Annotated in this window: 11 protein-coding genes; 2 read left to right on the top strand and 9 right to left on the bottom strand. The window is 46.2% G+C overall.

The features are described from left to right. Positions 1-13: 13 nt before the first annotated feature. The 5 genes from ACXAD6_RS10110 to sppA form a co-directional block, all read right to left on the bottom strand. Positions 14-1,159, bottom strand: a complete 1,146-nt coding sequence (locus tag ACXAD6_RS10110) for a Ger(x)C family spore germination protein (RefSeq protein WP_474968761.1) — start codon at positions 1,157-1,159, stop codon at positions 14-16. Continuing rightward, the gene (locus tag ACXAD6_RS10105) at positions 1,149-2,243 is read right to left on the bottom strand and encodes a GerAB/ArcD/ProY family transporter (RefSeq protein ID WP_474968760.1); all 1,095 of its coding nucleotides are present in this window, start codon (positions 2,241-2,243) and stop codon (positions 1,149-1,151) included. The genes ACXAD6_RS10110 and ACXAD6_RS10105 overlap by 11 nt, the downstream gene beginning before the upstream one ends. Beyond that, complete coding sequence (locus ACXAD6_RS10100) at positions 2,236-3,606, bottom strand: spore germination protein (protein WP_474968759.1); 1,371 nt, start codon at positions 3,604-3,606, stop codon at positions 2,236-2,238. The genes ACXAD6_RS10105 and ACXAD6_RS10100 overlap by 8 nt, the downstream gene beginning before the upstream one ends. 291 nt (positions 3,607-3,897) lie before the next feature. Further along, positions 3,898-4,434, bottom strand: coding sequence for an RDD family protein (locus tag ACXAD6_RS10095; protein WP_474968758.1), 537 nt, complete (start codon positions 4,432-4,434; stop codon positions 3,898-3,900). 12 nt (positions 4,435-4,446) lie between these two features. Then, complete coding sequence (gene sppA / locus ACXAD6_RS10090; protein WP_474968757.1) at positions 4,447-5,448, bottom strand: signal peptide peptidase SppA; 1,002 nt, start codon at positions 5,446-5,448, stop codon at positions 4,447-4,449. A gap of 226 nt (positions 5,449-5,674) precedes the next feature. On the opposite strand from sppA, the gene ACXAD6_RS10085 reads away from it, so the two are divergent. After that, complete coding sequence (locus ACXAD6_RS10085) at positions 5,675-7,147, top strand: UDP-N-acetylmuramoyl-L-alanyl-D-glutamate--2,6-diaminopimelate ligase (protein ID WP_474968756.1); 1,473 nt, start codon at positions 5,675-5,677, stop codon at positions 7,145-7,147. A gap of 41 nt (positions 7,148-7,188) precedes the next feature. Here the strand turns inward: ACXAD6_RS10085 and ACXAD6_RS10080 are convergent, their stop codons facing one another. After that, positions 7,189-7,410, bottom strand: coding sequence for a hypothetical protein (locus tag ACXAD6_RS10080; protein ID WP_474968755.1), 222 nt, complete (start codon positions 7,408-7,410; stop codon positions 7,189-7,191). A gap of 174 nt (positions 7,411-7,584) precedes the next feature. Here ACXAD6_RS10080 and ACXAD6_RS10075 point away from each other — a divergent pair, with 174 nt between their 5' ends. Further along, positions 7,585-8,697 (top strand): NAD(P)/FAD-dependent oxidoreductase, encoded by a 1,113-nt coding sequence (locus ACXAD6_RS10075; protein WP_474970401.1) that lies wholly within the window; start codon positions 7,585-7,587, stop codon positions 8,695-8,697. A 119-nt stretch (positions 8,698-8,816) separates the two neighbouring features. On the opposite strand, the gene ACXAD6_RS10070 is transcribed toward ACXAD6_RS10075, so the two are convergent. The 3 genes from ACXAD6_RS10070 to ACXAD6_RS10060 all read right to left on the bottom strand — a co-directional run bounded on the left by ACXAD6_RS10070 (position 8,817) and on the right by ACXAD6_RS10060 (position 12,886). Next, complete coding sequence (locus tag ACXAD6_RS10070; protein ID WP_474968754.1) at positions 8,817-10,271, bottom strand: MDR family MFS transporter; 1,455 nt, start codon at positions 10,269-10,271, stop codon at positions 8,817-8,819. A gap of 155 nt (positions 10,272-10,426) precedes the next feature. Then, entirely contained in the window at positions 10,427-11,728 is a 1,302-nt protein-coding gene (locus ACXAD6_RS10065) for a UDP-glucose dehydrogenase family protein (protein ID WP_474968753.1), read from the bottom strand. Between the two features lie 15 nt (positions 11,729-11,743). Then, positions 11,744-12,886: a glycosyltransferase family 4 protein gene (locus ACXAD6_RS10060; protein WP_474968752.1), complete on the bottom strand. Its 1,143-nt coding sequence runs from the start codon at positions 12,884-12,886 to the stop codon at positions 11,744-11,746. Between the last annotated feature and the right edge of the window lie 541 nt (positions 12,887-13,427).

Below are 13,427 nucleotides of genomic sequence, written 5' to 3'. Positions count from 1 at the left end.
GAATCAAAAAATGTTACTCCATGTTGAAGTTCTGTGTGCCAAAGTCCTTAATACGAACTTCTGCTTTCACATCAATATCCATCTGGGAGAAGATTTCATCCCACTCCTCTTTATGTTTATTCCAATAGTCCGGCTGATGGATACGTACCCACTGGGAAAGGTGGACAAAATCCGTTTTTAATTCTTTCTGCGCGATCTGAAGAATGGCATTGATCTTATCCTCGATATTTTTGTCCGCGGCTTTCTTGATTCCTTCTTCCCAACCCGTTTCAAAAACGTTGCGGTCGACGCCCCAGTCCTCGCCAAGGGATGTGGTCACCTTTACATCAACACTCATGGAAAGTTCCCCGTCAGAGAAGGAAACGTCAAATTTGGAATCCGCCCCCTTAATTTCCAGAACGACGGGTCCGTCTACGATATTTTTTTCGCTTAAATAAATGTATCCACCTTCCACATTGTTATGGAGGTAACGGACGCCTTCCATCTTTTCAAGTGGAATCCAGCCGATATATTGGGACGTTTTTCCTAAAATGACGCCGGCTCCGTAGGATTTGATATTTCCATTAATCATAGCCATTCCAGGTATAATAAAGCTTCTTTTTTCTGAAATATACTGGGACATATCTCCGATCGTTAAGTTTTTAGGGTTGGTATTATTCTTATGGTAGTTTTCACTTAATTCTTTAATTTGGATGGATGGAAACAGCTCTTTTTCCGGCTGGGCGTTGAATATGTTCTGAACAGGATCCATTGTAATGAATACTGGAACAGTCCGGCGGAATTCGTGGTCGCGGATATAAAGGTCAATCAGTTGGCTGAGCTTCTCTTTTTCGAGCAGCCTGGTTGAGAATAAAATCGATTTTAAATGAGTATAGTTTGGCGGTCGGTTACTCTCGAGTGAGTTCTCACGAATCATCTCAAACAGCGTTGTTCCGGTTGATTCGAGATTTTGATACGGGCTGTCCTGCTGGGAACTGTCCTGTTGTGTAGGAATCTGCCCGGGCTTTACATATTGATTAATCATTAACATGTGGTCATCTTCGGCAACGTCTAAAGCAAGTCCGGTAACAATACCGACATCTTCAATTTCCTTAATATCCCAGCATCCCGTTAACAGGAAAGTCGAACAAACCAGACAGAAAATAGGTTTAAGTGTCATGCGTCTGCCTCCTCATCAATGATACGATCAGTAACAGTCCAGGGAATCCGATGACCGCAGCCGCACTGATCCATTGAATGTGAGAGGAGTAATCCAGCACTTCTGTAAGGCCTTCCGGATAAAGGGTGATAGTGAAAATCAAAAGGCCTGCGGCAGCCATACACCACCAGCCCGGCTTCGTTACTTTCCCAATGCCGAGAATCATTCCATAAGTATAAGTCACGAATGAAGTGAATACAGTGATCAGCCAGCCGAAAATGAAAATCAATTCAAAACGTTCAAAGAAGAAACCTTGAAATTCAATGCTTTTGGCCATCTCGATCGTGGGAAACGTGCTTTCCTTTAGTTCCGCTATGCCTAAAACCCCGATGGTTAAAATGTGAAAAATCACATAGATCACAGCTGTCACAATAATACTGGTCCATACAGATAAAGCCAGTTTTTTTATTTTTTTCGTTTTGATGAGGGGAGAGAAAATCATCAGGAATTCAATGCCGATAAATGAAAAGAAAGATATCTTCGATTGGGTGACCGTTGTCATAAGATTGCTCTTCAGGACAGGCCTTAAGTTTTGAACATCCACATCTTTGAAACTCAGAAGAGCAAGAATGAGAAACATGAACATCATGACAGGAAAGTACAGCTGGAAGAAACGGACGACATCTCCAGGTCCGTTGCTGATTAAATAAAGGCTGACCAGCATAAATGATCCAATGATGATATATAAGGGAGTGGTATCCAACAGGTAATTTTTTATAATCGCTGTGGTCACTCTTAAAATATAGGAGGCTACAATGAGACAGTGAAAAATGAAAAAGAGGTTGATCAGCGTTCCGACCCATCTGCCTGTGATCTTTTTTGACATATCAAAGAAAGTGAGACCTGGATAACGGGTGACTAATAAAACATACAAAGTGGCGATCAGGCACATAAGAAAAGCGCCGATGATGATACTGACCCATAAGTCCGGGGAGTTCACAGCATTGGCCAGGTCACGCGGCATCAAAATGATCCCTACGCCGATCATCGCTGATATAAAGATGACGATCAGCTGAATGGAAGTCAATTGTCTTAAATCACTCATCCAAACCACCTTCTTTATCAAATCGTAACCGGATCAATGTGTCTTTCCATCTGTTTGGGTAATAAGGAGCAAAGGGTTCCAGGTAAGGGACTGTAAAGCTGTTCAACCGAATCAAATGGATACTCAGAATAAAGACGGCGAGGATTAAGCCGTAAATCCCGAGCATAGCAGCGACAAACAACATGACGAAACTCACCGTCCTTAACGCAAGGCTGAGGCTGTAATCGACAATGGTAAAGGAGCAGATAGCTGCAAAGGCGACGACGATGATCATTAATGGACTGACGATTCCGGCTGTTACAGCTGCCTCACCTATTACTATGGCTCCTACAATGCTGACAGCCGGTCCAATAGGCTTAGGCAGACGAATGCCGGCTTCCCGGAGGATTTCAATCGTCATCTGCATAACAAATGCTTCCATGAATGAAGGGAAAGGCACACCTTCTCTTGTCTTGGATATGGAGATGGCCAGATCTGTTGGAATTAATCCATGATGAAAGGAAATCAAGGAGATATAGATAGATGGCAGCATAACAGCAAGAAATGCAGCAGCAAACCGCATGAGACGAATGAGAGACGCAGGAATCCATTTGAAGTTGTAATCATCTGATGTCTGAAAAAGGGAATTCAAGGTTACAGGTGCTAACAGGACAGAAGGGGATCCTTCCACGAAGATGGCCACCTTTCCCTCAGCCAGGGCGTTGGCGACTTTAGCCGGTCGTTCGGTTTCCTGGAGCTCAGGAAATAAAGAGAACGTATTTTTCTCCAGGCTTTGTTCGACCACCCCTCCATCCGGGAGGTAGTCTTCTTTAACGGCCTTTATACGCTTTCTTACTTCTTCCAATAATTTTTCATTGGCTTCCTCTTCCACGTAGGCAATGGTTACATGGGTGAAAGCTTTCAAACCGAGAGAAAGGTGTTCGAACTTTAAATGTGTAGATCTCAAGTGAACACGGAGGAGCTTGATGTTTTCTTCCAGTGATTCAATAAACCCATCCCGGGCGCCCCGGAGAGTCATTTCAGATACAGGCTCTGATACAGCACGGTAATGGAATCCGCACGTTTCAACAGCATATACGGTTTCTCTCTCAAGCATTAGTGTATATCCATTGAGAAGGTGACTGTCCATATCCTTTGCTTGAGAAAGGATCGTCAGCGGTTCTGCCGAAAATGCATGCTCTACGGTTTGGTGATCCGGGTTGTTCCACTCAAGCAGCGGGGCAAGAATGGAATCCTGGATCTTAGTCATATCTGTAATAGAAGGCATATATAAAACATAAATGTTGTGGGAATCAAATGGGATGGTTTTGATCGTAACGCAGTCATCGTTTTTCTTCTGGGACAGGTACTCCTTGACATTCAACGGAAAGCCCTCCATAAGATTCTTGGAATTTTTATTAGTATGAGCCAATCATGAGGGATTACCCTGAAAAGCGGAACAGCCTTCGAAATGGAAGAAACTGCTTCATTAGCTGCAGAAAAATAACAAAGGATAAGAAGGAAAGGAGGGTGGAACATGGGAAAAAAAGCGAAAAATAAAAGCAAGAAGGATTTAAATGCACTTCGAAGAGAAAAAGGGGAAAAGAATGGTACAGGAAAACAAGATCCATACCGCTGAAAAAAGCCTGCTCCTTTTTGAGGAGCAGGCTTTTCATTACCGGTTGTCTTCTTCGATTTGATCGTTCAATTTTGTAAATCGGTTTTTAATGACAGAAGTATCAGCAAATAAATCATGGATGCCCTGGTGGCGTTTTGTGAAGGCCACGACAAGATAGGGAAGTCCTCCGAGGGCCATGCTGATATAACGTCCGATGCACTCCCGGAAGATAATCTGACCATTACTCATCCTGCTGCGTGTCAGAGACACAACGGATAGACCGAACACCATCTTCCCGAGTGATGCCTGGAAAAACTTGGTCATCAGAATGAAGTACAGGAAGAAAATCAAGGACGTCATGATATTTTCTGCACTGAACAAAGGGATCCACATTTGCGCATCCTCCAGGTTAACGAGGCGCAGCAGTGGTTTTGTTACGATGGAATTCACACTCCAGATGACGAGAAGGTCGATGAGATAGGCAAAAAAGCGGGGGATAAATCCCGCAAAAATGACTCTCTGTATATCATCCTTCTGTTGAAGGACTAAAGTGGATAATGGGTGACTGGGTTGTTCAAATTCTGTAGTTTCCATCTTTACTCCTCCTTATTCTGTGTACATGTACATCAATGTCGGACCTTGACGCTCACTGATCAGCTGTTCAATATAACGGATCTCACTGTCTGGCATCAAGCTCTGCGCCATTGGGAAATCAAACAAAGATGTGATTGTATTCTTGTATTCAAACACCTGTGGGTCTCCACCGATTTCTTCTTTTAAAGCAGCAAGGGTATCTTCGCGGAAGCCGATCTGGTCAACAAGTCCGTTTTCAGCTGCCTGCTTACCGGAATAAATTCTTCCATCAGCCAGTTCCTTCACACGGCTTTCAGACATATCTCTTCCTTCAGAAATAACGTCAACGAACTGTTGATAGGATTCATCAACCAAGGTCTGGAGAATTTCCCTGTCAGCCTCCGTCATTTCTTTTGTGGGACTCATAATATCCTTGAACTCGCCACTTTTGATCGTGTTGAATTTGACGCCGTACTCATTAGCGAGCTCCTGATAATTCACACTCTGCATAATGACACCAAGGGAGCCGGTGAACGTGTCGTTGGAAGCATAAATTTGATCAGCGGGCGCAGAAACGTAATACCCGCCGGAAGCAGCCGTGTTCCCCATGGACACATAGATCATTTTATCTTCTTCTTTAATCTCAATCAGTTTATCATGGATTTCTGCACTCTCATAAACACCGCCGCCCGGCGAGTTCACATATAAGTGCACACCTTTGATGGTTGGATCATTTTTGATCTGCTCGAGTTTTTTCATGAAACGGTCATGCTGATAGCCTCCACCGCTGAACGGATTGGTGTTGGAACCTGGACTGTCCATAATCGCTCCCTCAAGGTTGATTTCTACGATGCGGTTGGATCCAGACCCTTTCTCCACCACTTTTTCTTCCAGCTTTTCACTGGAGGAGAAAAGGGACATCGTGCCGTTCTTTTCCTCATCTTCCTGTGATAAAAATGCTCCAGCCGCCTGGACGGCAATCGCTACGATCAGCAGGGCACCGGCAATGACTGCCGCGGTAATTCTTTTTGTCATATGTACTCTCCTTTCAATCTCTTCCATAGTATACATGTTCATCGAATTTCTATCGACAATTACTATACGGATCGGGGAAGGGGATGGTTTCAAATTTTCCTGATGAACCAGGATTTAGGGGATGACATTAAAATTCAATAACATCATGAAAATATTTGTACGTGAAAGCCTGAATTGTTTTAAAATAAGGGCTGTACATGAATGTCGCAGTAAAGGAGACGTCCTCGTGAAAATCAAGAAGGTATTCGAACTGTTAAACATAGACCCCCAGCCCTTTACAGCACTTGGGCTGGAAAAAGACATAACAGGAATTACAGATGATTCAAGACAGGTGAGCCCTGGTCAAATATTTACAGCGGTAGAAGGTCATGAGGCAGATGGCCATGATTATATATACGAAGCCTGCCGTAATGGAGCCGCAATCATTGTAGGAAGCAAAAAGCCGGAAAATATCCCCGTACCATTTTTGTACGTCGAACAACCGAGAAGAGCGCTGGGGATACTGGCAGCGGCTTTTTATCAATATCCCGCACGAAGCAAAACGATAATAGGAGTGACGGGGACCAATGGAAAGACGACCATTACACATCTGCTTCATCATCTTCTGGAGTCCAGCGGTTTTTCCTGCGGACGCTTTGGAACGGTAGGGAATTATATGAATGGGAAATCCGTGGAAGGGTTCCAGACGACCCCCGGCGTGGTGGACCTTCATAAATGGTTGTATGAAAGCAGGGACGATGTGGTCGTGATGGAGGTCTCCTCCCATGGGCTGGACCAGCATCGCCTGGAGGGGGTGTCCTTTGATATCACGCTATTTACTAATCTTCAGCAGGATCACTTGGATTACCATCCATCAATGGAAGATTATTTTAAGGCGAAGTCCAAACTCTTCTTTATGATGAAGGAAAGGGGACAGGCCATCATTCATGTGGATGACCCGTGGGGGGACAGACTCTCAAGTCTGCTTAAAGACGAAGGACTTGCGGTTACCTCTATAGGTGAAAATGCCGCTTGTGATATCCGGATTGATGAGGTCAATGACGAAGGAGTCCGCGTCTTTGAAGATGGAAACTCTTTTTATTATCCAACCCCCATTACAGGTATCTACAACAGCTATAACACGCTTCAGGCTTGTACAGCTGCTGCTTGTTTAGGAGTTTCAAAAGGGAAAATGGTCGATGCTTTAGAATCGTTCCCAGGTATTCCTGGTCGCTTTGAGCAGTATTCCATGCCGAATGGTGTGCATGTGATCATCGACTATGCTCATACAGCAGACAGTATTCGTCACATCCTTCAAACCGCTGCCCGGCAGTATGACGGCAATATTACTCATGTATTTGGATTCAGAGGGAATCGGGATGAATCCAAGCGGCCGTCTATGCTGCAAGCTTCGGCAGAGTGGAGTGACGGCTATATCCTGACCCTTGATGATTTGAACGCGGTGGCTTATGAAGAAATGACGGCCACCCTCTATAAACTACATGAAGAAGAAGGCCGGTCTCACGTGCGGATCATTCCTGATAGAACCTCAGCCATAAAAACGGCCGTCGAGGGTGGCGGGGAAGGAGACGTCATTGTAATCACCGGCAAAGGTCATGAAACATACAAGCAGTCCTATCAACGTCCGTTTACTTCGGACCGTGAGACAGTACTGAACCTGCGTAACGAAATAAAGACCGATGTTCATCAGTATCAATAAAGGATTATCCCGGAAACGTCCAGCAGCTGCTGGACGTTTTTTTACTTATGGTTTCTCTTAGGGCTGGATGTCCCGGGGGTACGGTTGATTTTTTTCCATTTCAATCCATTGGCGATGATTCCGATCACACCGGTAATGATAAACATCCATGCCGTCCATACCGCCATATCTTCCAGCTGGCTTGTTAACATCCGGCTTGCTCCCGCAAAAGCAAGGAAAAAACTTGCAATCAAGGCAATTCCTGTTTTTAATTGTTCATTCATGAGCGGATTCACTCCTTTTTGGAACTACTCATCCATCCTATCATATTTTGACGGGCGTCAAAGAACCAGTCTCTGCAGTGGGAGGTGCATTGAAAATAGTGGCGCTCCCTATCTTTCCAGACATTTTTGCTTTAAACTATCATAAGAAAATGAATGAAAATGTAGGTGTATAGAATGAATTATATCATTGTAGGAGCTGGGATACTGGGAGCTTCCACAGCTTACCATTTAGCTTCCAAAGGAGAAAAAGTGGCGATTGTAGACCGTGGGGAAGGTGGACAGGCTACACGGAATGCGGCTGGGATCATCTGTCCATGGCTGACAAACCGGACGAGTAAGGACTGGTACCAGCTCGCTGTCAACGGCGCGGGATATTACCCTGAACTGGTGGAGCATCTTAAGGAAGCCGGTATTTCTGATCCGGGTTATAAAAGGGTGGGCGCACTCAATATATTCGATACCGAAGAAAAGCTTGACCGGAAAGCCGCTTATGCAGAAATGCGGAAAATGGAAACGCCGGAAATGGGGGAGATATCGAAGCTGTCTCCAAAAGAAACAAGGGAGATGTTTCCACCTCTTGCGGAACATTACCGCTCTCTTCACCTCTCGGGGGCGGGGAGAGTAAATGGCAGCCGTGTCACCGAATCTCTTTTGAAAGCGGCCGAGCGGAAAGGAGCAGAAGTTATCTATGGGAACGCCTCTTTGCGTACATATAAAGGGGAAATCCAAGGTGTCGACATTGATGGTGTGCCGCAGCATTCCGATCAAATGATCCTTACGAATGGATCCTGGATGCGGGAATTGTTTGCGCCTTCTGCCCTGAGCCCGCGGGTGACCTTCGAGAAAGCGCAGATCATCCACCTTCATCTGACCGGGTATGCAACGGAGCACTGGCCGGTCCTCCTGCCGCCTTTCAGCCACTATATGCTTGGTTTTGAAGAAGGGAAACTTGTTGTCGGAGCGACGAAAGAAAAAATTCATGAGCATGATTCACGGGTTACAGCTGGTGGCATTCATCAACTGCTGGAAAAAGCTCTTCGCACAGCGCCGGGGTTGAAGGAAGCTGCCTATGTAGAAACGAAGGTAGGGTTCAGACCTTTCACTCCTGGATCGCTCCCTGTCTTCGGGCGGCTGCCTAATCAGCCGCATATCCTTGCTGCCAACGGTTTGGGGGCATCGGGGCTGACGAGTGGACCCTATGTCGGCGCCCAGCTGGCTGCACTTGCAGCAGGGGAGGATACGTCCATGGACGTCAGTCCTTATACTACAGATCGTTTATTTAAGTAAGAGCCTGTGATTTAGTCTATTTGAACATCGATTCAGAACCATGTCCGGATACTTTCTATGAAAAAAGCGTGTAGAAAAACATGAAGTTTCTCTACACGCTTTTTTTATTTGGAATGCCCCTATGACGTGTGAAGGGAAGCTTCTTCTTTGTCCGTTTCCGGTGCAGGAGAAGCTGCTTCTGCTTCATCAGGCGGGTGGGTCTTTTTCACAAAAAATGCAAGCACAATTCCCACAATAGATAAGGCTGTAATGACCATGAAGGCCGTGTTCACTCCAAAAATCGCAGGATGATCAATGGCGGGATCACCTCCAGCTGATTGGGTTGTTGATGTCATAATCGTTACAAGGACGGCTGTGCCAACAGATGCAGCCACCATCCGCATAGTATTGCTCATCGCAGTCCCGTGCGGAATCAACCGGTTAGGCAGCTGGTTCAATCCTGCCGTTGTCACAGGCATCATAACCATGGAGAGACCGAACATCCGAATGGCATACAGGACTGTAATGGTCGTGAATGTTGTCTGGATATCCAGGAACGAAAAGGCAGCTGTGGCACCGGTGAGGATGATCAGTCCACAGACCGCCAGCAGCCGGGCACCGATTTTGTCAAAAATCCTTCCTGTTATCGGAGACATGAATGCTGTAATAACGGCACCCGGAAGCAGGGCCAGTCCGGATTCGAAGGCTGTAAATTCACGCATGTCCTGCATGTAAAGAGGGATCAAGGTTTCCGATCCGATTAAGCCTAAAAAGGCAATCATGGCAATTCCGGTCGTTATTGAAAAAACAGGATAGCGGAACACACGGAATTCCAGCATCGGATGCTCCATTTTCAACTGCCTTGTTATGAATAAAGCGAGGGCAGCTGAGCTTCCGGCGAGCACGGCTAGTGTCAATGGCGAAGACCATCCGGCGTTTCCTGCCAGTGTAAAGCCATACAAAAGTCCTCCAAATCCTGCTGAAGACAGGATGATGGATAAGGGATCGACCGTTGGATAGGTCAGTTTTGTTACATTTTTCAATATGAAATACGCAACAATGATGATAAGAATGGGCAGCGGGAGAATAAGCCAGAATAAAAATCTCCAGCTGAATTCAGAAGTGATCCACCCTGACAAGGCGGGGCCGATGGCCGGTGCAAAAGAAATGACCAGTCCAATGTAACCCATGGCCGTGCCGCGCCGTTCGACAGGGAAGATCATTAAGAAAACAGTCTGCATCAATGGCAGCATCACACCTGCTCCCATGGACTGGACCACCCGGCCGAATAAGAGCATAGGAAAGTTTGGGGCAATCCCTCCGAGGATGGTCCCTACTGTGAAAATTCCCATGGCACTTAAAAATAGCTGCCTGGTGGAAAAACGCTCAATTAAAAAGGCGGTCACTGGTATCATGACGCCGTTGACAAGCATGAATACGGTTGTCAGCCACTGGGCCGAGTTGGCGGACACGTTCATTTCATCCATAATCGGTGGGATGGCTGTGATCATCAGCGTCTGATTTAATATGGTTATAAACGATCCTGCAAGCAGTAAAGCTGCCATCAGGATTCGGTTGGGGGTCTGTTCAGACACATTCCTTCCTCCTTTTTCAACTTACTAAACGTCCATTATACGCCGTGTTCTTCACCGGGAAAAACATTCTGCTCTAATAGGTGACAGATATATTGTTATGTAAACAAAGGGGGGATATGAAAAAAGCCCTCAGTTCTTTGCTGAAGGCTTCCTTGCTATATTCCTTTATACACAGGCCGGCCGACAGAGGAGTAATAAAGAGGCAGATGTAAAGCTTGTTTAATTTCGTAACAATTTCTTCCATCAAAAATATTGGCCTCCTTCATCAGAGAAGGATAACAGGCTGGAGGGAAGTCGACGATTTCTTTCCATTCTGTACAGATGACGGCCAAATCAGCACCTGTCAATGCTTCTTCCATCGATTCTGCCAGAGGAATCTGCCATATCCGTTTCCTGCTTTTACTGATAAGAGGATCATATCCAATGACCATTGCTCCTTCCGAGGTAAGAAGATTAATGACCTCCCGGGCGGGGGAAAGACGCAGGTCATCTGTATTGGGCTTGAACGTTAAACCAAGCACAGCGGCTTTTTTTCCTTCTATAGAGCCAAACCGGTCAAGGATCTTTTGTAAGAAAGCCCCCGGCTGTTTTCGATTGACTTCATTGATAGAGGAAAGCAGGGGGACGGGCAGTTTTTTCTGCTCGGCTGAATAAAGCAGAGCGGCTGTATCCTTAGGAAAACAAGAGCCGCCGTAACCGATACCGGCCCTTAGGAAACTTTCACCGATCCGTTTATCCATCCCCATTCCTGCAGCCACCATCGTGATGTCGGCTCCTTCAGCTTCACATAAGGACGCCATCTCATTGATAAAGCTGATTTTGGCTGCCAGAAAGGCATTGGATGAATATTTGATCATTTCTGCTGTCTGTGGATCTGTATGAAGCACCGGGGCAGGGAGACTCTCGTAAATATGCTCAACGAAGGCAGCGGCATAAGGATCGGTTGAACCGATAACAATACGGTCACTGTAAAAGAAATCGTTGACGGCGGAGCCCTCTCTTAAAAATTCGGGGTTGGAAACTACTTGGACGGATCGGCCGGTCGTTCGGTCCAGCCGAACTTTAATATCTGCATGAGTACCGGCAGGAACTGTACTTTTGATGATGAGGACCGAATGGCTTTGAAGAAATGGAGCTATATCGCGGACAGCGGTATGCATGTACGATAAATCGGCACCCCCGTCTGCGCGCGAAGGTGTCCCGACAGCAATGAAAACCGCTTCTGCATGCTGGACAGCTTCTTCCGGACTTGTCGTATAGGAAAGGCTGCCGGCGGCTGTACATGTTTCGTGAAGCTCCTGTAATCCCGGCTCGAAAAGAGGGAGGTGCCCCCGGCTGATCTGGTCAATTTTAGATTCATCAACATCCATACAAGTGACATGATGTCCTCGGGAAGCCAGGCAGATTCCTGTAACCAGTCCCACATACCCTGTTCCAATGACAGCCAGCTTATTCACATCATCATCTCCTTTTTACGCATGAGACAGCACCGGTACTTCTTCCACGATGGTTTGATACTCCTGCAGCAATCCATAGAACACAGCATCCCAAGAACGGGTTAAGGCATAGGCTCTGGCTTTTTCGCTCATGGCCTTCAGTAAAAGCGGATCCTGCAGCAGGTGTGTGACTGCTGAAACGAAACTGGAAGGGTCATCTGGTGTACAGGTCCACCCTGTTTTCCTGTGCTGGACGATTTCCTTGACGCCCCCGGAATCTGCTACAACGGCCGGCGTTCCAGATGCCAGGGCCTCCAGCACGACATTTCCGAATGTCTCCGTCGCAGAGGGGAAGACGAGCAGAGCGGATTCTGCATAGATCCGGCTCAAATCCATGCCACTTTTGTAACCGGTAAAGGTCATGTTGGCCGGTGCTTCCTGTTGAAGTGTTTGATATAAAGGCCCTTCTCCGACTATCATCCAATGAATATACGGATGCCATTCTGACGGGAGGGCGGCAGCTGTTTTCATAAGAATGTCCAGTCCCTTCTCGGGAGCCAGCCGGCCGACATACGTTAAGATAAATGGTTCAGTGACCCCGAATGTGTCTCGCAGGTAAGTAGACTGTGGCTGTGGGTGGAAATGATCACTGTCGACGCCTCTTGACCAGATGCACACATTGGACAATCCTTTCTTAAGCAGCTCGTCCCTCGTCTCTATGGACGGGACGAAAATCCGTTTGAAAGGCTTGTGAAACCACCGCATATACTTCCAGATCAGCGGGGTTAAACAGGACATTTTGTAAAAGTCCAGGTACTTGTGAAAATGTGTATGGTATGACCCGACCAAAGGGATGTTCAATTTCCGGGCATAATGATGCCCTGTCAACCCCATATTGAACGGTGTCGCAACGTGAATGATGTCTGGTTTGAACTGTTCCAGTTCCGTTCGAATATGGGATAGACGGGGGAGGGCCAGCCGGCATTCCGGGTATAACCAGAAAGGAAGACTCTTAAAGCGGTGGATGTTCTCATTATAATCACAGGTTTCAAGGGGATTCGGGGCGAATAGGCGGTAGGACGTCTGCTTGGTTTCCAGGAAATCTGTCCATTTCTTCAGCGTTTTGGCAACCCCATTGATTTGAGGTGCGTAGGTATCGGTGAAAATGGCGACTTTCATGATTATCCCCCTCCATGTTTTTCACGCATGTCTACTGGTATTTATTTATTCGCCTGAAAAAATGATTATGCGGAGGAGGCGGATATCCAAGTGAACTTTACACAGCGTTCATAATGTGCATTTGGAAACAGCAAAAAACCTGCCTGGGCAGGTTTGAACATACGTATAGGAGGATGGTTGTCGGTTTCCGCTGCTTTTCCGGGGCATGGGTAAAGTAGAAAGATTTATGCGGATTTTTTAGAGATGGACTGCTGGCTTACTGCTTTTAAGAGAATCATTTTGTCCTTGTTTGTCAAACGCGTCCAAATACCAACTTTGATTTTCATTGGTTTTCCTCCTCAGGGGTTTGAATGGATTTGGTGACAAGTGGCGAACGGAGAGAACCGATTTGTTAGTACTTAGCATATACCGTCATTTCAACGGTTTTAAACCACAAAAATATCTACATAATTCGATGGATGTTTCTGTAATAGAGAGGTAAACACATAGTTTTGTCGAATGAACAGGCAGAGGAAAAGAAAAGTTCTGTTATTCTAGCTGA

Source organism: Halobacillus sp. ABH2_015, assembly GCF_056158945.1.
Note: the sequence above shows the minus strand (reverse complement) of the source record. Positions and strands in the feature narration are given on the sequence as shown.